Annotated in this window: 15 protein-coding genes; 9 read left to right on the top strand and 6 right to left on the bottom strand. The window is 64.0% G+C overall.

Annotated features, from left to right (window positions below; genetic code table 11):
• Positions 1-70: 70 nt before the first annotated feature.
• The 7 genes from AB3N21_RS01090 (at position 71) to AB3N21_RS01060 (ending at position 7,463) form a co-directional block, all read left to right on the top strand.
• Positions 71-946, top strand: coding sequence for a hypothetical protein (locus AB3N21_RS01090; RefSeq protein ID WP_367933476.1), 876 nt, complete (start codon positions 71-73; stop codon positions 944-946).
• A 217-nt stretch (positions 947-1,163) separates the two neighbouring features.
• Complete coding sequence (pcaD, locus tag AB3N21_RS01085) at positions 1,164-1,952, top strand: 3-oxoadipate enol-lactonase (protein ID WP_367933475.1); 789 nt, start codon at positions 1,164-1,166, stop codon at positions 1,950-1,952.
• 57 nt (positions 1,953-2,009) lie between these two features.
• Entirely contained in the window at positions 2,010-3,347 is a 1,338-nt protein-coding gene (locus AB3N21_RS01080) for an adenylosuccinate lyase family protein (protein WP_367933474.1), read from the top strand.
• Between the two features lie 72 nt (positions 3,348-3,419).
• Positions 3,420-4,619 (top strand): TCR/Tet family MFS transporter, encoded by a 1,200-nt coding sequence (locus AB3N21_RS01075; protein WP_367933473.1) that lies wholly within the window; start codon positions 3,420-3,422, stop codon positions 4,617-4,619.
• A gap of 83 nt (positions 4,620-4,702) precedes the next feature.
• Positions 4,703-5,809 (top strand): Zn-dependent alcohol dehydrogenase, encoded by a 1,107-nt coding sequence (locus tag AB3N21_RS01070; protein ID WP_367933472.1) that lies wholly within the window; start codon positions 4,703-4,705, stop codon positions 5,807-5,809.
• A gap of 24 nt (positions 5,810-5,833) precedes the next feature.
• A complete protein-coding gene (locus AB3N21_RS01065; protein ID WP_367933471.1) occupies positions 5,834-7,066 on the top strand; it encodes a mandelate racemase/muconate lactonizing enzyme family protein in 1,233 nt (410 codons plus the stop codon).
• 115 nt (positions 7,067-7,181) lie between these two features.
• A complete protein-coding gene (locus tag AB3N21_RS01060; protein ID WP_367933917.1) occupies positions 7,182-7,463 on the top strand; it encodes an ArsR/SmtB family transcription factor in 282 nt (93 codons plus the stop codon).
• A 114-nt stretch (positions 7,464-7,577) separates the two neighbouring features.
• On the opposite strand, the gene AB3N21_RS01055 is transcribed toward AB3N21_RS01060, so the two are convergent.
• Entirely contained in the window at positions 7,578-10,535 is a 2,958-nt protein-coding gene (locus AB3N21_RS01055) for an ABC transporter transmembrane domain-containing protein (protein ID WP_367933916.1), read from the bottom strand.
• 255 nt (positions 10,536-10,790) lie between these two features.
• Here AB3N21_RS01055 and AB3N21_RS01050 point away from each other — a divergent pair, with 255 nt between their 5' ends.
• Entirely contained in the window at positions 10,791-11,180 is a 390-nt protein-coding gene (locus tag AB3N21_RS01050) for a DUF3307 domain-containing protein (protein WP_171176847.1), read from the top strand.
• 45 nt (positions 11,181-11,225) lie between these two features.
• Here the strand turns inward: AB3N21_RS01050 and AB3N21_RS01045 are convergent, their stop codons facing one another.
• The gene (locus AB3N21_RS01045; protein ID WP_367933470.1) at positions 11,226-11,684 is read right to left on the bottom strand and encodes an Lrp/AsnC family transcriptional regulator; all 459 of its coding nucleotides are present in this window, start codon (positions 11,682-11,684) and stop codon (positions 11,226-11,228) included.
• Positions 11,685-11,832: 148 nt separating this feature from the next.
• Here AB3N21_RS01045 and AB3N21_RS01040 point away from each other — a divergent pair, with 148 nt between their 5' ends.
• Positions 11,833-15,246, top strand: coding sequence for an indolepyruvate ferredoxin oxidoreductase family protein (locus AB3N21_RS01040; RefSeq protein ID WP_367933469.1), 3,414 nt, complete (start codon positions 11,833-11,835; stop codon positions 15,244-15,246).
• 71 nt (positions 15,247-15,317) lie between these two features.
• Here AB3N21_RS01040 and AB3N21_RS01035 read toward each other — a convergent pair whose 3' ends face one another.
• The 4 genes from AB3N21_RS01035 to AB3N21_RS01020 are packed head-to-tail and all read right to left on the bottom strand — an operon-like array spanning position 15,318 to position 21,213.
• Positions 15,318-16,622: an NAD(P)/FAD-dependent oxidoreductase gene (locus tag AB3N21_RS01035; protein WP_367933468.1), complete on the bottom strand. Its 1,305-nt coding sequence runs from the start codon at positions 16,620-16,622 to the stop codon at positions 15,318-15,320.
• Positions 16,619-17,293: a TetR/AcrR family transcriptional regulator gene (locus tag AB3N21_RS01030; protein ID WP_367933467.1), complete on the bottom strand. Its 675-nt coding sequence runs from the start codon at positions 17,291-17,293 to the stop codon at positions 16,619-16,621. The genes AB3N21_RS01035 and AB3N21_RS01030 overlap by 4 nt, the downstream gene beginning before the upstream one ends.
• Complete coding sequence (locus AB3N21_RS01025; protein WP_367933466.1) at positions 17,294-18,814, bottom strand: trimethylamine methyltransferase family protein; 1,521 nt, start codon at positions 18,812-18,814, stop codon at positions 17,294-17,296. It lies immediately after the preceding gene.
• Positions 18,811-21,213: an FAD-dependent oxidoreductase gene (locus AB3N21_RS01020; RefSeq protein WP_367933465.1), complete on the bottom strand. Its 2,403-nt coding sequence runs from the start codon at positions 21,211-21,213 to the stop codon at positions 18,811-18,813. Before AB3N21_RS01020 ends, AB3N21_RS01025 begins: the two co-directional genes overlap by 4 nt.
• Positions 21,214-21,314: the final 101 nt, after the last annotated feature.

The raw sequence follows: 21,314 nt of genomic DNA, 5'->3' as shown, positions 1-21,314 counted from the left end.
TACTCAATATCGCGCACCTGAAACCACATATCTGTTTGGAAGGGGCACGTGCGGTTCTTGACCGCCTCTTATGGGACTCATTGTCAAATCATTCACTTTGTCGTTTGGCGTTTTTGGGCGCATGATCCTTCCCATTCTTGCCATCATGGTTGTTTCGTCCATCTTATGGGGCCTGCTGAACCTCATCTCGGGAGGATATCTGAGTTTTCTGAGCGGACCAATCACTGCGACCTTCATCGGCCTCTTTGGCATTCGCACGGCTCTTGCTCTCATGGGCGACAACCGCCGCACGGAATATGAAATCCTGATACTATATTCTGTTCTTTATGGCGTTTTCCTCCTCATCGCGAAGGGCGGGGCGCTCTTGCTATCCGACATTGCTGCGGTGGCCTACGCCGATTGGCGACTTGGCGATGCCGTCTCGTTCCGCAATTTCCTGAATGCAGAGAAGTCGCTTCAATTGGCCTTTGGGTTTTATGCACTTAGTGCAAAAGCCGTTGTGTCGCTGGTGATGTACACGTCGGTCTGTGTGGTCATGGCCGTTCCGCTTGCCAGTGCGGCGCGGGCCGCAGGCCGCGGAACCCCGAGCGCCGGCTTTTTCGCTGGAGCGGGACGCAGTTTTATCCCGTTGTTTTGTATCTTTGCTGTGTCATTCTTCCTTCAGTTCTTCTTCGAACTGTTCACTTCTCTGTTTGCAATGATTCCGCTCTTATTGTCGGTAATATCAATCGTGTTCTCTCAGACTATTCCAGACTTTGACCTCGATGCCCTTTTGAAAGGAGCAGCTGCAAGCGCAGGCCTTTTGTGGCTCCATTCTTGGATCTGGGCCGCTTCCGCCGTGGCGCTGGGGAAAGCGGACCAAAGTTCCGAACAGCAACTCACTGCTGCTCCCGCTCAGGCGGCGACGACAATAGACATGCGCGCCTTGCGGAAATCTCGTGAATAGAAGTTTCTTGCATAAAGCGGACTTTGGCGAAATTTGAATGTGGGACCGTCTTGTCCCTCAAACTGACCGTTAGCTTGATCCGCGAGCATCCGCTCAGCAAACGCTGTGATCGCCACATTTACCGACCATTTGCCGCCTCACCCCCACGGCACCCACTTTACCTCGCGCTTCCGGCGCGACTAGGGTGCGGCAGGAGCCATGCACGAGGAGAGTGCCGATGCAGATCGCCGATCTGGGGGATGTCCAGCTTCACTATCGGATCGACGGCGATCCGGAGGGCGCGCCAGTTGTCTTTGCCAACTCGCTGGGCACCGATCTGCGCCTGTGGGACGCGATGCTGCCACTGCTGCCCGGGGGGCTGAAGCTGATCCGTTACGACAAACGCGGGCATGGGCTGTCCTCCGCGCCGTCTGGCCCCTACTCCATGGGTGCGCTGGTGCGCGATGCCGAGGCGTTGCTGGATATGCTCGAGGTGCGCGATTGCGTCTTCGTGGGTCTTTCCATCGGCGGCATGATCGCGCAGGGGCTGGCGGTCAAACGCCTGGACCTGATCCGCGCGATGGTGCTGTCGAACACCGCCGCCAAGATCGGCACCCCGGCCATGTGGGACGACCGCATCGCCGCCGTCCGCGCGGGCGGTATCGAGGCGCTAGCCGACAGCATCATGGAGCGCTGGTTCTCCAAGGCCTTCCGCGCCACGCCCGATTTGAGCGCTTGGCACAACATGCTGACCCGGCAACCGGCCGAGGGCTATGTGGGCTGCTCCGCCGCCATTTCCGGCACCGATTTCTACACGCCCACCAGCGGCTTGCGTCTGCCGACGCTGGGTATCGCAGGCAGCGAGGACGGCTCGACCCCACCCGATCTGGTGCGCGAAACTATCGACCTGATCCCCGGCTCGCAGTTCCGCCTGATCCGCAAGGCGGGGCATCTGCCTTGCGTGGAACAGCCCGAGGAATATGCCGCCATCCTCACGCAATTCCTGCGGGATGCAGGCCATGTCTAATCCGTTGGCCGTGCATCGGGGACAAGCTGCACCCTCCAAAAACGAAAGGCAGATCTGATGGCCGGCTCCGTCTTTGACAGCGCGCTCTTCTCGCGGCTTTTCCCGACCGGAGAGCTGGGCCGCCTCTTCACCGACAGCGCCGAGCTGCGCGCCATGCTGCTGGTCGAGGGGATGCTGGCCAAGGTGCAGGGCGATCAGGGGATCATCCCGGTTGAAAGCGCTCAGGCCATCACCCGCGCGGCGATGGAGGTGCAACTGGACCCCGACGCATTGGCGCAGGCGACAGGTGAGAACGGCGTCAGTGTTCCGGCGCTGGTTACGGCCTTTCGGACCGAGATGCAGGCGCCGGAACATGCCGCCTTTGTGCATTGGGGCGCGACCTCGCAGGATATCATCGACACCGGCCTGATGCTGCGCCTGCGTCAGGCGCTGAGCCTGATCGAGGCCGACCTGACCGCAATTTTGAACAGCCTTGGCGATCTGGCCGAAACCCACGCCAACCTGCCCATGCCCGCCCGCACCTATGGCCAGCACGCTACACCCACCAGTTTCGGCGCGGTGATTGCAAGCTGGGGGATGCCCCTGCTGGGGCTGCTGGATGAACTGCCGGGGCTGCGGCAGCGATACCTGTTGGTCTCGCTCTCAGGCGCGGCGGGCACCAGCGGCGCGCTGGGTCCGCAAGCGGCAGAGACACGCACGGCGCTGGCCAAGCTGCTCAACCTACAGGACCCGGGCCACAGCTGGCACACCGACCGCGCGCCGGTGCTGCGGCTGGCCGACTGGTTCACCCGCGTGACGCTGACGCTCGGGAAGCTGGGCGAGGATGCCGTCGAACTCAGCCAGACCGGGATTGGAGAGATCCTGCTGGGCGAAGGCGGAGCATCCTCGACCATGCCCCAGAAACAGAACCCGGTGGCGCCCTCGGTTCTGGTGGCGCTGGCACGGCAGCAGGCGGGGCTGTCTGGCGTATTGCAGGGGGCCGCGATGCATCGCTACCAGCGCGACGGTGCGGCGTGGTTCACCGAATGGATGTGCCTGCCCCAGATCGTTCTGGGCGCCGGGGCCGCCGGCCAGACCGCGCGTGCGCTGACCGAACGGATCAAGCCCAACCCGGACGCCATGCAGGCCGCACTCGACAGCCATCTGGGCATGATCCATGCCGAGGCGCTGAGCTTTGCGCTGGCCGAACACATGCCCCGCCCCGAGGCGCAGGCGGCCACGAAGTCGCTCTGCCGCGAAGCCACCGAGACGTCAATGCCGCTGCGTGATGTCGTCGCCCGTTATTGGCCGCAGATCGATACCGCCCGCCTGTTCGACCCGGGCGAGCAACTGGGGCTGGCCCCCGACGAGGCCCGCAATTTCGCCCGCAAAGTGACGGAACGTCCGAACGGCTGATCGCAAGACCGCCCCTTTCCCGCCAGCACCGGCGCGGCTACGGTCGCGCCAGAACCAATGTCCCGAGCCTGCATGCGCCTGCCGTTCCTCTTCGTGCTGACAACCGTGATGATCGACGCCATGGGCATCGGTCTGATCATGCCGATCATGCCCGACCTGATCGTCGAGGTTCAGGGCGGCTCGCTGGCCGACGCGGCGATCTGGGGCGGTATCCTCAGCACCGCCTTCGCGGCCATGCAGTTCCTGTTCGGCCCGGTGCTGGGCAATCTCTCGGACGCCTATGGGCGCAGGCCGGTGCTGCTGGTGTCGCTCTTCGTGATGGCGCTGGACTACATCGTGATGGCCATCGCGGGCAGCATCTGGCTGCTGCTGGCGGGCCGCATCGTCGGCGGCATCACGGCGGCCACACACTCGACCGCCTCGGCCTACATGGCCGACGTGTCGAAACCGCATGAAAAGGCGGCCAATTTCGGCCTGCTGGGTGCGGCCTTCGGCGTCGGCTTCGTCCTCGGCCCGATGATCGGCGGGCTGCTGGGAGAGTTCGGGACGCGCGCGCCCTTCTGGGCCGCCGCAGCGTTCGCCGGGTTGAACTTTGTGATCGGCTGCTTCGTGATGACCGAGACGGTGACCGACGCCAACCGCCGCCCCTTTCACTGGCGCCGCGCCAGCCTGTTCGGTGCGTTCCGCGCCATGACCAACATCCCGAACATCGCGCCGCTCTTGTGGGTCTACTTCCTCTATTCGGTCTCGATCTACGTCTACCCGGCAATCTGGTCCTACTTCACGCAGGAGCGTTTCGGCTGGTCGCCGCAGATCATCGGCCTGTCGCTGGGCATCTACGGCATCGGCATGGCAGCCGTACAAGGCGGCCTGATCCGGCCCATCATCCGCTGGCTGGGCGAGCGCGGGGCGGTGATCTACGGGTTTGTGTTCGAGGTCGTTAGCTTCCTTCTGCTGGCGTTCCTCACCAACGGCACCATCGCCCTGATGCTGATCCCTATCACAGCCCTTGGCGCGGTGGTCACCCCCGCACTGCAGGCGATCATGTCCAAATCCGTGCCTGATGCGCAGCAGGGAGAGTTGCAGGGCGTGCTAACGGCGGTGCATGCGCTGTCGATGATCGTCTCGCCTCTGGCGATGACGGCAGTTTTTGCGCAATTCACCCGTGAGGGCACGCTGTTCTACCTGCCCGGCGCCCCGTTCCTCGTCGCGCTGGTGCTGATGGTCATCGGGTCCGTGATCTTTCTGCGCGCAAGGATATCCGTAGCGTAAGAACGACACAGGCGTGACGGTTTCCACCTTGCAGAGCGCCCTGCCACAGGCCACCGTGAGCGGCAGGAAACGGGGAGAGTTCCATGCAGACCATCAAGGCGGCCGTGTGCCGGGAGTTCAACACACCTCTGGTCATCGAAGAGGTCCAGATCGCCCCGCCCGGCATGGGCGAGGTCGAGGTGACGCTGGATGCGGTGGCGATCTGCCATTCCGACATCACCTATGCCAGCGGCGCCTGGGGCGGGTTCCTGCCGGCGGTCTACGGGCATGAAGCTGCGGGCGTGATCTCGGCCGTCGGCGAGGCTGCAAGCGACTTCAAAGTGGGCGACTCGGTGGTCGTCACCCTGATCCGTGCCTGCGGTTCCTGCCCCTCCTGCGCGGGCGGCAAGCCCACGATCTGCGAAACGCCGTATGACACCGTGAAGGGCCCGCTGCGCACCGCCGATGGCGGCCCGCTGGACCAGGCGATGGCCTGCGGCGCCTTCGCGGAGAAAGTGGTGGTCAACCACCGCCAGATCGTGCGCATCCCCGATACCATGGCCAAGGATGTGGCCAGCCTGCTGTCCTGCGGCGTCATCACCGGGGTCGGCGCAGCGGTGAACGCCGCCCAATTGCGCCCGGGTCAGGACGTGGTGGTAATCGGCGCGGGCGGCGTCGGGCTCAACGCCATTCAGGGCGCCCGCATCGCAGGCGCGCGGCGGATCGTGGCCGTGGACATGACCGAGGAAAAACTTGAGATCGCCAGGGAATTCGGCGCCACCCACGGCGTTCTGGCCACGCTCGATGCGCCGTGGAAGGCCTCCTACAAGGCGCTCGGAGGGCGCGGAGCCGACGCGGTGCTGATCACCGTCGGCGCCATCCCCGCCTATGATCAGGCGCCGCGCTATCTGGGCCGAGGCGGCAGGGCAGTCATGATCGGCATGCCACATTCCGGCGCACAGGCCAGCTATGAGCCGGTCATTCTGGCCGCCATCGGTCAGGGGCTGATCGGGTCCAAGATGGGCGATGTGGTGATCCAGCGTGACATCCCGTGGATGATCGACCTTTATGAACAGGGGCGGCTAAAGCTGGATGAACTGATCTCGGGCCGCTGGTCTTTGGAGCAGATAAACGAGGCCATCGCCGACACCAAGACTGGCAGTGCCAAACGCAACGTGATTGTGTTCGACCGGGGCGCGGTGGCGGGCTGAAGCCCGCCCTACGGAGGAGAGCCGATGAAGCTGCAAGATCTCGATGTGATCGTCACCGCGCCGCCCGCCCCCGGCTGGGGCGGGCGCTATTGGATACTGGTGAAGGTGACCACCGATACCGGCATCACCGGCTGGGGCGAATGTTATGCCTCATCGGTGGGGCCCGAGGCGATGACGCATGTCATCCGCGACGTGTTCAACCGGCACATGGCGGGCGAAAACCCGGAAAACACCGAACTGATGTTCCGCCGCGCCTATTCCAGCGGCTTCACCCAACGCCCGGACCTGACGGTGATGGGCGCCTTCTCGGGGCTTGAGATTGCCTGCTGGGACATTCTCGGCAAGGACCGCGACCGCCCGGTTCATGCGCTGATCGGCGGGCGGATGAACGACCGTATCCGCGCCTATACCTATCTTTACCCGCTGCCGCAGCACGATCTGACCGGGTTCTGGACCTCCCCCGAACAGGCCGGGGAATGCGCCGCCGAAATGGTCAGGCAGGGTTATACGGCAGTCAAGTTCGATCCGGCGGGGCCCTACACCTTGCGTGGCGGCCACATGCCCGCGATGACCGATATCTCCCTGTCGGTCGCCTTCTGCAAGGCCATCCGCGAGGCGGTGGGCGACAAGGCCGACCTGCTGTTCGGCACCCATGGCCAGTTCAACACCGCAGGCGCGATCCGCCTGGGTCAGGCGCTGGAGCCCTATTCGCCGCTCTGGTTCGAGGAACCCACACCCCCCGACAATATCGGGGACATGGCCCGCGTCGCCCGCAATGTCCGCATCCCGGTGGCAACCGGCGAGCGGATGACCACCAAGGCCGAGTTCGGTGCCGTCCTGCGCGCGGGCGCGGCGGAAATCCTGCAACCGGCCCTGGGCCGCGCGGGCGGGATCTGGGAGATGAAGAAGGTCGCCGCCATGGCCGAGGTCTTCAACGCACAGATGGCCCCGCATCTCTATGCCGGACCGGTGGAATGGGCCGCAAACATCCACCTCGCCGCCTCGATCCCCAACATCCTGCTGCTGGAGAGCATCGAGACACCGTTCCACGACGCGCTCATCAAGGGCTCGATCCGGGTCGAAAACGGCTTCGTCACCCCACCCGAGGCGCCGGGGCTGGGCATCGAGGTGGACGAGGATCTGGCCCGCGCCCATCCCTATACCGGTGACGGGCTGCACCTGGAGATGCAGGAAGAGCCCTGCAACTACAAAGGCGGCAATGCTTTTCAGGGCGGCGCCCCGGCGCGGGAGGGGTGACATCGCCCGGCAGGTTGAGGCAATATGCCTTCACCTTCTGACCTGCAGGACGACTAGCCCCGTGACGATCCACCCGCATCCCGCCCAGACCCTGTCGCCCGACACACCCAAGGACATGGAACAACGCGCTGCCGAGGCTGCCGGGTTCCTCAAGACGCTGGCACATCAGGGGCGGCTGATGATCCTGTGCCATCTGGGAACCGGCGAGAAATCGGTGGGAGAGCTGGAAAGCCTGCTCGACATGCGTCAGGCGGCGGTCAGCCAGATGCTTGCGCGGCTGCGGGATGAGGGTCTGGTGTCCACCCGGCGTGAGGGCAAGGCGATCTATTATTCGCTGTCGGACGAGAACACCACGCAGATGATCGATTTGCTCTACCGGTTGTTCTGCAAACCCTGATCCTTTGACGCACAACGGCTCGACCGGGGCCAAGCCGCTTGCAAGCGGCTTCCACGCGGTTTGCAAACCGCGTGATAAGGCGTTTGCAAACGCCTTTTTCGCACTACTCCAAAGTCAGTTCGACACGTACCCGGCCACGACCTGCAACAGCTTGAACGCCGTCGCCGCGTCGTTCTCGACCACCGCCAGGAACTCTTCTTCCCCGATACGCAGGCAGGTCAGGTCAGTCTCGGCCACCATGCTCAACGCGCGCGGCTCCTTGCGGATCAGGCCCAGCTCGCCGACCAGCGTCCCGGCCCCGACCCGGGTGATCAACTGATCCGCCTCGCCCTCTTTCGGCAGGTAAAGCCCGGCCTCGCCTTCGAGGATCATATAGGCGCCGTCCTTCGGCTCGTCGTCCTTGAGGAACACAACATCGCCCGCCGCCGCATCGAACCAGCGCGCACCAAAGGCCAACAGCCGCAGCTGCCGCCGATCCAGCCCTGAAAACAGCGGCGTCTGTTCCAGCGCCCGCAGCTTGCGCGCCAGATCGGCCGAGGCGGCGCTGTCCTCTTCGACCTCGGCAGGTCCTTCCTCGCTGACGATCCGCCCCTGCCGGATCTCGATATGCAGATCGAATGCCTCGGGCGTCTCGAACTGGTCGTTGAGATAGATCACCGTGGTTTCGGGCAGCAGCTCGCGCAGGTTCTTGTAGACCGAAACCTGCGTCTCCATGTCGTAGCTCGCCAGTGCGCTGTCGAGGATCAGGACATCCGGCTTCTTGATCGTCGCGCGGGTAAAGGCCAGCGGCTCGGCAAAGACCGCAGGCAAGTTCTGCCCGCCAAGCGCCACCGGCACGTCATAGATCAACCCGACCACCAGCGGCTTGGCTCCGTTGCCCGCCAGAACGCCGACAACCAGCTTGCGCAGCTCATCCGTGCGCGCACCGCCCACCTGGCTGACCTTGCCGAACAGGGCGTTTTCCAGAACCGTCAGCCCCGGCGCAAAGCTCTCTGGATCAAGCGGCACAAAGACATCATGTAGCGATTCGAGCAACTTCGCCGAATGGCTGTGGCGCAGCTCGAGAATGCGGGTCTTGAGCTCGTCCGAGAACGCCGGACCGATCTGATCCGCCGAGATGCGGAAAGGCACCGCCAGCAGGTTCGCCAACTCGGTATCGTTCAGCGCCGCCGCACCGTCGCTGCGGGTCTTCTCGACCAGATCCACCGCCGCCTCATAGGTCTTCACCTCAAGCCCCAGCTTGCGGAACAGCGGATGACCGGTGCCGTCCAGACCGAAGATCTGCCGCAGCATGTCGATCACGTCCTGCGTCAGGCTGACCAGCGTCTCGTCCAGCCCCAGTTCGCGCAATTGGCCCAAAAACACGGTCTGTTCCGCCAGCAATTCCTGCGTCACCGGCACGCAGGGCGTGGCGAACAGCAGGTTTTCGGCCACCGGCAGGGCGGGATTGTAATCGTCCGCGTCAAAGATATAGGCCTGCTGCTCAAGTCCAGCCTCGCGCACCGCCTGCTGCACCGCAGGGCGCAACTCTACCAACTTCGCGGCAAGCTCGGGATGCTCAACGGGGTCGAAAACCTGATCGGCCCCGCGCCGGAACAGGGCACCCCCCGAGCCCATGCCCTCGATCAACCGCAGCCACCACTGGCGCAGAGCGGCGTCATCGTCGAACCCGGCAAGCGCCGGGTCCAGCCAATCGGCGCGGTAGGGATCGGCGCTGTTGCCCGCACGCACGGTCTCGCCATGAAACGCCTCATCCAGCGGGCCACCCTGCGGGCGGGGCCGCATCGGCATCATCACATTGTCCCCGAACGTGCCCTGAAACATCACCGGGCGCGAACTGGCGTGACCGATCCGCGAGGCGACGACGGCCTGATGCAGGCCGGACAAGTCTTGACCATCCAGCGTGACCTTGCCCGCGCTTGGCGGCACCTCGCGGGTCAGCAGTTGGGCGACGGCCTGCCGGTCCTCTTCGCTGGGCGCCGAAATCCCGATCACACGACCTCCGGGCAGGGTCGCGTCCAGATCGTCCAGCACCAGATTGCCATCCGCGTCGCGCACCGAGACATGGTCCAGCACGATGTCTCCGTTCAGGCGCGGGCGCTCCTTGGGCTCTCCCTCGAACAACGCCTCGTCCACCATGCCGGGCGGCGCAAAACGCTCAACCACCACCTCCCAGCGCAGGGACATGTCCTGGGTCTGGTTGTAGTAGGCCAACAGCTCTTTCCACGGGCTGGAGAGATCCTTGTAGGCCGCCAGCGCCGCCACCAGCGCGCCCAGCGACACCTGCCCCTGCAAGACCAGAAAACCGCCGACCGAGTAGAACAGGAACGGGGTCAGCTGCGAAATGAAGTTGTTGAGGAACTTCATGAAGAATTTCTTCTGGTAGATCTCGAAGCGGATCGCAAAGAGACGTCCCAGTTGGTACGACACCATCGCCCGGCGATAGCGCCAGCCGCCATGGCCGCGCAGGGTCGAGGCCCCCGCCGCGCTTTCACCGATCTGCGCGGCCAGCACCCGCACCTCCTGAATTCGGGTCTTGTTGAGCAGGTTGATCTGGCGCTGAAGCTTGGGGATCAGCCAGGCCTGCAGCGGGATCAGCGCCACCGCCGCCAGCCCGAACCACACGCTTTGCAGGAACAGGAACGACAAGATGGTCAGCATCTGCCCGGCCTGCAGCACCGGCTGGCTGATCGCGTCGCCCATCAGGCCGCCCATCGGCTCGCTTTCGGCGGTGACCATCGAGACCAGCTCACCCTGGCTGACCCGCTCGAAATAGGGCTGCGGAAAGCGCAGGATGCGGCTGATCAACTGATACCGCAGGCGCCGCAACATCCGCTCGGACAACACGCCCTTCATCGTGTTGATCCGCATTTTCATCAGCCCGTGCGCCAGCACCGCCAGCAGAAAACCCACACACAGAATCGCCAGGAACGCGATCTGATCGACCGTGTAGCCAAGAACTTCGATCGTCGGATCAGCCGCACCGATGGCGTCGTTGATGATACGCTTGGGCAGCTCCAGCGTCAGATAGAGTAGCGGAAACAGCGTCGAGGTCACGGCCAGCAGGATCAGCTGATCGCGTTTCGAGTACTTCCAGATAAAACGGAAAAGCGTGCGTTCGATGGGGCCGGTCCCTGCGTTCTGGTGTGGAAGAAATATCCAGGGCAAAATCTATGGGTTTCAACGCGCCTAACTTATCGCGGCGGTGCCCGGCGACGCAAATGGAATTCCGTAGCGTGAGCATACCCCTTGTGTGAACTAGTTCATTTGCGCGAAACATGTGATCGTCATAGTCTGGCAATCGGCTTGATTCTTGGGAGGATCTTCTTGCCCGTTTCGATTGGCACGGTATTGCTTGTGCTCTGCCTTCTGCAGATTAAGCACATGTTTGCCGATTACTTCCTGCAAACGCCAAAAATGCTCGCGGGACGCGGCGAGTATTTTCATCTCGGCCGCGCGCAACATGCCGGTGTGCATGTGATCGGCTCGGCGGCGATCTTCCTGTTGGTTGGCGCACCGATCGGATTCGTTCTGATCATGGCGGTGCTGGAATGGGTGGTGCATTTCAACATCGACTTCGGCAAGGCCTGCTATTCGGACAAAAAGGGATTGCAACCCAATCAGCCCGCATTCTGGCGCGCCGCTGGTCTGGACCAAGCCCTGCATCACCTGACCTATATCGCCATGACTTGGGCCTGGGTCGAGTTCGCGCACTAGGCGCCTACCCCTCGGGCACCCTGCCTCCCGCACCAGGCAATCCCCTCAAACAGTCACCGGCCGGTTCCGCTTGATCGCGCGCAGCACCACATTCGTCTGCGCGCTGGCCACCGCCGGAAGGCGAAACAGGAAGCCTTCGAGAAACTCGTTGTAGGCAGCAAGATCGGGGCACAGCACCCGCAGGTGATAATCCGACTGACCGGTGGTGGCGTAGCAGTCCTGCACAGCAGGGCTGACCTCAACCGCGCGGATGAACTCGACAATCCGGTCGGGGTCATGGCGGGTCAGGTGCACATGCACGATGGCCTCGAAGCCCAACCCCATCTCGACCGGATTGACCACCGCCCCGTAGCGCTCGATCACGCCCGCATCCTCAAGGCTGCGCACCCGGCGCCAGAGCGCCGAGGCGGACATGCCCACCTGCTCTGCCAGATCCGCGTTCGAGATCCGGCTGTCCTGTTGCAGCAGTGTCAGAATCCGCAGATCTCTCTCATCAAGCTCCATGAAACTGAAGAAGCCATCCTACAAATCATCCATGTTCGGATAAAATACCCACATTTTTCGCAATACAAGGGTAAAACTGAAAGCTCTTTTCATCGAATGTGGTCTAATCTTCCGGTCTCACCGCCAGTCTGCCACGGATAGCCCAGCCATGACCCACCCCACCCCCGGATTTCAGACCTACCAGCTAGAAGACCGCTACCGCCTGACAACAGGTCGCGTGTTCCTGACCGGCACCCAGGCACTGGCGCGGATCATGATGGACCAGGCCCGGCGCGACCGCGCGGCGGGGCTGAACACCGCAGGCTTCATCTCGGGCTATCGCGGCTCACCGCTGGGCGGGCTGGATCTGGAGCTTTGGCGCGCTCGCGAGCGGCTGACCGCGGACCGCATCAACTTCATGCCCGCCGTCAACGAGGATCTCGGCGCAACGGCGGTGCTGGGGGCGCAGCAGGCCACGCTCGACCCGCAATGCGAGGTCGAAGGCGTGTTTTCCATGTGGTACGGCAAGGGCCCCGGCGTGGACCGTTCGGGCGATGCGCTGAAACACGGCAACGCCTATGGCTCGGCCCCCAAGGGCGGCGTGCTGGTGGTGGCGGGCGACGACCATGGCTGCGTCAGTTCCTCGATGCCGCATCAGTCCGACGTGGCCTTCATGGCGTGGTTCATGCCGACGCTGAACCCGGCCTCGGTCGAGGAATATCTGGAGTTTGGCGAATACGGGCTGGCCCTGTCGCGCTTTTCCGGCACCTGGGTGGGGTTCAAGGCCGTCAGCGAAACCGTCGAAAGCGCCCGCTCGGTCGAGCTGCGCCCTGACCGGCAATTCACCCTGCCCGAGATCGAGCTCCCCCCGAACGGGTTGCACGTGCGCCCTGCCGATCTGCCCTCCCCTGAGATCGAGACCCGCATCAAGCACAAGCTGCGCGCCGTGCGCGCCTTTGCCGAGGCCAACCCCATCGACCGGCGCATCTATGACCTCGACAAGGCCAAGTTCGGCTTCGTCACCACCGGCAAGGGCCATCTGGACCTGATGGAGGCGCTGCGCTTGCTGGGCCTTGATGAGACCAAATGCCGGGAGCTGGGCATCGATATCTACAAGGTCGGCATGGTCTGGCCGCTGGCCCGCCGCAACGCGCTGCGTTTCGTGAAGGGCAAGGCCGAGGTGCTGGTGGTCGAGGAAAAGCGTGGCATCATCGAGAGCCAGTTCAAGGAATACTTCTACGACTGGCCCGGCGACAAGCCGCACAAGATGGTCGGCAAATACGACAGCCATGGTGAGCCGCTGATCCCCTGGACCGGCGAACTCAGCCCGCTGATGCTGGCCCCCGTCGTCGCCGCGCGGCTGCACACATTCTTCCCCGAGGAGGGCCTGCCCGCCAAGGCCAAGGCCCTCACCGACAAGCCCCCGCAGCTGATCAACGTCACCGGCGCAACGCGGACGCCCTATTTCTGCTCGGGCTGTCCGCATAACAGCTCGACCAAGGTGCCCGAAGGGTCGACGGCGGCCAGCGGCATCGGCTGCCACGTGATGGCGTCGTGGATGGACCGCCAGACCGTGGGCTATGCGCAGATGGGCGGCGAAGGCGTGCCGCATGTGGTGGCGTCGAAATTCAACGGCGGCAAGCATATCTTCCAGAACCTTGGCGAAGGCACCTGGTATCATTCCGGCAGCCTCGCGATCCGGCAGGCGGTCGCCGCCGGCACCAACATCACCTACAAGATCCTCTACAACGACGCGGTCGCCATGACCGGCGGCCAACCGGTTGACGGCCCGGTCAGCGTGCCCGGCATCGCCCAGACCTGCCGCGCCGAGGGGGTCGAGCGGATCGCCGTGGTCTCGGACGACATCTCGAAATTTCACAACGCGGATTTCCCGTCGCAGACCACATTCCACGACCGCGCCGAAATGGACCTGCTCCAGCGTGAACTGCGCGACATCCCCGGCGTCACCGTCCTGATCTATGAACAGACCTGCGCCACCGAAAAGCGCCGCCGCCGCAAGCGCGGCACGATGGAGGAACCCAAGCGCTTTGCCTATATCAACGATCTGGTCTGCGAGGGCTGCGGCGATTGCTCGGTCGAGGCGAATTGCCTGAGCGTCGAGCCCCGCGAAACCCCGCTTGGGCGCAAGCGCAAGATCAACCTCAGCTCGTGCAACAAGGATTTCTCGTGCCTGAACGGGTTCTGCCCCAGCTTCGTCACCGTCGAAGGCGCCACCCGCCGCAAACGCGCGGTTTCGCTGAACCTGACCGAGCTAGAAACCGGCCTGCCCGCCCCCGACCTGCCTTCCCTCGCCCAGCCCTATGACCTGCTGGTCACCGGCGTCGGCGGCACTGGCGTCGTCACCGTCGGCGCGCTGATCACCATGGCCGCGCATCTCGAAGGCAAAGGCTCATCCGTGCTCGACTTCACTGGTTTCGCGCAAAAATTCGGCACGGTGCTGAGCTATATCCGCCTCGGCACTGCACCGGATACGCTCAATCAGGTCCGCATCGATCAAGGCGCGGCAGATGCCGTCATCGGTTGCGACATCGTGGTCAGCTCCGCGCCCAAGGCCTCGGCCCACTATCGCCCTGGCACGCGGGTCGTGCTGAACCGGGCAGAGATGCCGACCGGAGACCTCGTCCTGCGCCGCGACGCCCAACTCCGGGTCGATGCCCGCGAAGAGGCCATCGCCAGTGTCGTGGGCGCGGATCATGTGGCAGGTTTCGACGCCAATGCAGCCGCCGAGGCACTGCTGGGCGACGCGGTCTTTGCCAATGTGATGATGCTGGGCTTTGCCTGGCAAAAGGGTCTGATCCCGGTCTCGGACGCGGCACTGGGGCAAGCCATCCTGCTCAACGGCGTGGCAGTCGAGAAAAACCGTCTGGCCTTTGCCATCGGCCGCTGCATGGCCGCCGATCCCGCGCGTCTGAGCGGCTATACCGATCCCCAGCCCGAAACCGAAACGCTCGACCAAATGATTGCCCGCCGCGCCACGTTCCTGACCGGCTACCAGAACGCGGCCTACGCCAAACGCTACACCGACCGCATCGCCGCCTTCCGCGCCGCCCTGCCCGACGCGCCTGAGGACCTATTCCGCGCCGCAGTACGCAACCTGTTCAAGCTGATGGCCAACAAGGACGAATTCGAAGTGGCCCGTCTGATGACCGATGACACCTTCACCCGCGAACTGGCCGACCGGTTCGAGGGAGATTTCACCCTCAGATACCACATGGCCCCGCCGCTCCTGAACTGGCGCACCGACGCCCGCGGCCGCCCCGCCAAACGCGCCTTCGGCTCCTGGCTGCGTCTGGTCCTGCGCGGCCTTGTCCGCCTGAAAGGACTGCGCGGCACGCCTCTGAACCCCTTCCGCCACCACAGCGAAGCCCGCCTGCACCGCGAAACGCTGGCCTGGTATGAGGCGCTGCTGGACAAAGCCCAGCGCGCCTATTCGCCTGACAGTCACGAAGAATGGCAATCGGCGCTGGCAAGCGCCGATGACATCCGCGGCTACGGCCCCGTCCGGGAAGAGGCCGCCGCCCGGGTACAAGCGGAAACCGATCGCCTTTTGAGCGACCTTTGATCGTCGAAACGCCCTTTCCACCCGCAAAGCCCTCTCCCCTCGGGGGAGAGGGTTGGGTGAGGGGGAAGCCCCTACCCCAGAACCGAAAAACTGCTCTCTTCGTTGATCGGGCGCCTGCGCGAATAGAACCCCACATCGATGCTCCGCCCGACATAAGGCAGCGTGAATTGCAGCGGCGCCGCATCATGATCGGCCCCGCCCTCGCAATACTCCACCAGGGCCGCCATCATCTTGCCCGCAATCGGCGCATTCTTGTACTGGTTCCCGCTGGTGCCGCAGGCCATGTAGAACCCCGGCAGGCTGGATTTGTCGTAGATCGGTATCCAGTCGGTCGAGGCATCATACAAATCCACCACACCGCGCATCTTCGACGGGATGCCCAGGGTTGGCACCCGCTGCCCATAACGCATCGCCTGCGTGGTCCATTGATCGGTGAAATCGCGATCATAGTGCAGATCGTCCTCGCACCACTGATGCGGGTCGCATTCCGGGTCTTCCGAGCCGATCAGGATGTGATTGCTATGTTCGGGCCGCACGTAGCAGGCGATATCGCTGTCCGAAACGATGGTGCCCTGCGCCTCGAAATCGAACCCTTCAGGGCTGGGCACATGTACCACCTCCTGCCGCAATGGACGGGTCTCAATGGTCATATCTTCCAGAACCCCGGCCATGCGGTTGATGATCGACGAGCCCGGACCGGCGACATTGATCACGACCGCTGCCTGGATCTCCTCGCCCGAGGCCAGCCGGACACCCCGCACGCGGCCCTCTGATTGCAGGATCTCGACCACCTCCGCCCCTGTGCGTACCTGTGCCCCGTGGAGCCTTGCCGCCTCCATCAGGTTCTGCGCCGACAGCGCGGGGTCGGTGACATAACCACCGTTGGGCCAGTAGACCGCCCCACCCATCCGGGCTCCGTTCGGTTTTCCAAACTCGGGATCGTCCATCCGTTTGGCCGGCGCGAAACTGTCCAGCGAATAAATCGGCAGCCGCTCCAGAACCTCCTCCCCGGTCCACTCCTCAAACGGACACCCAAGCTCGGCGGAATACTGCATGTGCTTTTCCAGATGCCCGTTGGCCTCGGTCTTCATGACCAGACAGCCGGTTTCGCGGAACTGCGCCAGATTGGCCCCATCAGGCAGGCCCAGATACGCCGCCCAGTCGCGCCAATAATGGTACCCTTCCCACGCGAATGCAGTCCCGTCGAAGGTCGAATAATGCATCCGGATGATCGCGCAGGACCCGGCGGTCGACCCGTGGCCCACCTGCGCATTGCGGTCCAGCGACAGGGTTTTCCAGCCTGCCTTCGCCATCTCGAAAGCGGTGGCGGCTCCGATCACGCCAGAGCCGATGATGATTGCGTCCGGGTTGCTCATGTCTCCCGCTCCTCCCAAAAGCGCCTTGCATAGGCGCTGAATTCCTCGATTTCCTCCGGGCGTCCCTCGACGCCGGTGAAGACCAGCAGGTAATGCGGCAGCAGCTTCAGACGGAACTCCACCGGCTCGTTGAGCTGCGCCAGATCGTAGCCAAGCTGCATGTAATAGAGGACGCGGGCCCGGGTGATCGCCTCGACCTCTTCATAGCCAAAGCGCTGGAACATGGCCTGCAGCGCCTCGACCCTGCGTGCATCTGATTGATCCAGCATCCGCCGCACCTTGCCCGCCCGCCGCGCCCAGTCGCGCACGGCAAAGTCGAGCGCGGTGTCGAACAGCTCCGGATTGACCACGCAGCGATGCACGTTGCAGACGGCGGCGGTAATGGTGGCCGCGTCCGCCTCGGCTTGGGCAATCAAAGCGGCGGTGTTGGTCGCCTGCCAGCGCGCCAGCAGCGCATCCAGCAGGTCCTGCCGGGATTTGAAATACCAATAAAACGAGGACCGCGACACCGCCATCCGCTCGGCCAGGTTCATCACCTTGACCTGCTCGACCCCGTCCGAGATCAGCACGTCCATCGCCACGTTCAGCCAGTCATCGCGTGTGACCTTGATATTGCCCACCAGCGGCTCGGCATCCGGATCGTCACGGTGCAGAATCGGTTTCGTACTCATTCAGCTCTCCGGTGCCGCGCCGCCCTCTTCCGTGCGGCGAGCGATGAAATCCTGCAGGGCGGCCACCCGGACGGGGTCATGCGCGGGGGCCTCGAAATTGTCCACGATGTTCTGCCAGATGCCGGTGGCGCGGTGATTGGCGTCGACGGACCCGCGCTCGGTCCAGGTGCCAAAGTTGGACCAGTCGCCCACCAGCGGCTCATAGAACTGGGTCTGATAGCGCTCCATCGTATGACCCGCGCCGAAGAAATGCCCCGAGGGCTGCACCTCACGCAGCGCATCCAACGCGATATCGGCGTCGGTGGCGGGGGTTCCAGCGCACAGCTCGGCCACCATCTGCAGCACCTCCAGATCGGTGATGATCTTCTCATAAGACACGGTCAGCCCGCCTTCGAGCCACCCGGCGGAATGGATCACTACCGTCGCTCCGGCCATCAGGCAGCCCCAGAGGCCGAACTGGCTCTCATTCGCGGCCTGCGCGTCGTTGACATTGGCGGCACTGCCCCCGGCGCAACGCCAGGGCAGGCCCAGCTTTCGCGCCAGTTGCCCGGCCACCAGCGAGGCGGTGAAATGTTCCGGCGTGCCAAAGGCGGGCGCACCGGATTTCATGTCCACATTGCTGGTGAAGGTGCCGTAGCAGACCGGCGCGCCGGGTTTGGCAAGCTGGGTCAGCGTGATCGCCGCCAGCGCCTCGGCATGGCTTAGCGTCATCGCCCCCGCCACCGTGATCGGCGCCATCGCCCCCATCAGCGTGAAGGGCGTCACGATCGACATCTGGCCCGCACGGGCAAAGTCGATCAGCCCCTGCGCCATCGGCATGTCGATCACCCGCGGAGAATTGGTGTTGATGATCGTGTAACACCACGGCTGGGCGTGGAATTCGGCATCCGACAGCCCCCGGAATTCCCGGATCATCTCGAACCCGTCCATCACCTGCGGCGTGCCGCGCGAATAGATGAACGGCACCTTGTCGCTGAGCGTCAACTCGGCCTGCGTCATCGCGTAGTGGCGCAGATGCATCGGGATGTCCTGCGCCTCGACCAGAGGCGGCATCATCTGCAACACGTCGAAGGCTTGCGTGATCTTCACCATCTCCCGGTAGTCGCTGAGCGTTCCCGGACGCCGCCCGCGCACCAGATCGGTGGCATGGGGCGCACCGGCACCGGGCTGGAACACCAGCCGCCCCAGCTCCAGCACGATATCGCGCGCGGGCACCGCGCCTTTAACGGTGAAAGACCGGGGGGCGGTGTCCAGCGCGACCTTGATCATCTCGCGCCCGATGAACACCATCTCATCCTCGACCCGCCCGCCGCCCTGCCGGAACAGCCTGCGCGCCTCGGGCAACAGCACCTTGATCCCGATCTCTTCCAGCACCGTCAGCGAGGCGGCATGCAGCGCCTCAATCCGGTCCTCGGTAAAGGCATTCATCGCCGGGAACGGGTTGCGCAGGTTGTGATAATCCACCTTGCGCTGCGGCGCCTCAGCGGCAGCCGCACGTCCCCGCCGCCCTCTTCGGGTCATAACCGCATCGCCTTTCCGTCCGGATCGTAGGGAGACGGCGCGATCACCTTCGCGGCGCGCTCGACGCCAACCACATGCACCGACAACTCGGCTCCCACCCCGGCCTTGTCCCGGTTCACCAGCGCCATCGCCAGCGATTTGCCCAGCGTATGTCCATAGCCGCCCGAGGTCACAAAGCCCACGCGCTCACCGCCGGACCAGATCGGCTCATACCCGCTGGCATCCGCATCCACCGAGTCGATTTCTAGCGTCACCTGCATCTGCGCCGGGCCGTTGCCATCGCGCTCGGCCAGCGCGGCCTCTTTGCCGATGAAAGCCTTGTCCCAGTCGATCCAGCGATCCATGCCGGTCATGCCCGGCGTATACCCTTGGGTGAACTCCGCCGACCAGATGCCAAAGCTCTTCTCCAGCCGGGTCGAGAGCATCGCATTGAACCCGCACTCGCGGATGCCTTCGCTGGCTCCGGCCTCCAGCAACATCCGCCGCAGCGCGATGTGGTCGCCATAGCGACAGTTGATCTCATAACCTTTCTCGCCGGTCACCGACATCCGGGCCACCCTGGTACTGACCACACCGATATCGAACGCCCCACAGCCCATGAAGCCGAGCTGTGAGATATCCTGTTCCGCCAGCTTATCGACCACCGCCTGCGATCTCGGACCCACGACGGCAAAGCCGCAAATCTCCTCGCCCAGATCGCGGACGGTGACGCCATCCTCCATATGATCACTGAACCAGCGCATGTGCCAGGTGCGCAGGTAATAGCTGCCCATGATCCAATAGGTGCCGTCGCCCCAGTTGAGTACCGTCAGATCGCCCTTGAGCTTGCCGGTCTCGCTCAGCATCGGCGCCAGCTTTGCGCGCCCCAGCCCGGGCAGTTTGCTGGCCATGATCCGGTTCAGCCACGCCTCAGCACGTGGCCCCGACACCTCGAACCGCGAGAAACCGGTGATATCCAGCAAACCCACGCCCTCGCGCAGCACCCGGCATTCCTCGGCCACGATGTCAAAGGCGTTCGAGCGTTTCAGGGTCGGCGCCTCCTCGAACCCCTCCGGCGCGAAATGAAGCGGCACTTCCAGATCCCAGCTCACGCCCCATTTGCAGCCCGCCGCCGTCATCGCGTCATGGGCCGGGGCCATCTTCAGCGGACGGCCCGCGGGCAATTGCTCGTTCGGGTAGGTCATCACGAAACGGCGGGAATAGAACTGACCCGTGGTCTCGCGGATATAGCGTCGGTTCTCGGCGTATTTTCCGTAGCGGGCCACATCCATGCCATAGACATCGGCCTCGGGCTCGCCATGGATCATCCACTCGGCCAGCGACTTGCCCACACCGCCACCCTGCAGGAACCCGGCCATCACCGCGCAGGCGGTCCAGTAGCCGCGCTTGCCCGGTACCGGACCGACCAGAGGGTTGCCGTCGGGCGAGAAGGTGAACGCGCCGTTGACCCATGTCTTGATGCCCACATCGTTCAGGCAGGGATAGCGCTGGAACCCCAGCATCAGCTCGTTTTCGATCCGCCCCAGATCCTCCTGCTGCAGCTCGAACCCGTATTCCCACGGCGCGCCGTCCTGCATCCAGTGATCGTGGTCGATCTCGTAGATCCCCACCAGCATCCCCTTCTGGTCCTGCCGCATATAGGTGAACCCTTCCAGGTCCACCGTCATCGGCAACTCATGATCCAGCGCCGCCACCTCGGGGATCGAGTCGGTGATCAGGTAGTGGTGGTTGAGCGGTGAGACAGGCAGTTCGACCCCCGCCATGCGCCCCACCTGCTTGGCCCAGAGCCCGGCGGCATTGACCACATGCTCGCAGGTCACCGTGCCCTTCTCGGTCACCACCTGCCAGCCATCGGCGGTCTGGTTCAGTTCCAGCACCCGGTTGTTCTCGACCACCGCGGCGCCGTGTTTCTTCGCCGCCCCGGCATAGGCCTGCACGGTGCCCGTGGTGTCGATATAGCCCTCGCGGTCGGCCCAGAGCCCGCCAAGGATGCCATCCCCCGACATCACCGGGTTCAGCGCCACCGCCTCTTCCGGCGTGACCAAACGGCAATCCTCGATCCCGATGGTCTGGAACACGCGATAGGCCGATTGCAGCCATTCCCAGCGCTCGGGCGTGCCCGCCAGCGTCAGGCCACCGGTCATGTGCATACCCACCGACTGGCCGCTTTCACGCTCGATCTCGCTGAGCAGGTCGATGGTATAGGCCTGAAGGGCGGCAATGTTGGGATCCGCGTTCAGCGCATGAAACCCGCCCGCCGCGTGCCAGGAGGAACCGGCGGTCAGCACCTTGCGCTCGATCAGGCAGACATCGGACCAGCCGAACTTGGCCAAATGGTACAGAACCGAGGCGCCGACCACGCCGCCCCCGATGACCACCACGCGATAATGAGACTTCATCCGCCCCTCCCAAAGCTGCCACGGTCAGGACGCTAGCCGCACTGTTCACTTCTGTCTAGACATTTCTGTACAGTTCTGTGCATCGCACAGCTGTGGCCATG

Source organism: Ruegeria sp. (assembly GCF_040830605.1).
Taxonomy (GTDB): domain Bacteria; phylum Pseudomonadota; class Alphaproteobacteria; order Rhodobacterales; family Rhodobacteraceae; genus Ruegeria.
The sequence above is the reverse complement of the archived record's forward strand: the minus strand, read 5'-3'. Positions and strand labels throughout refer to the sequence as shown.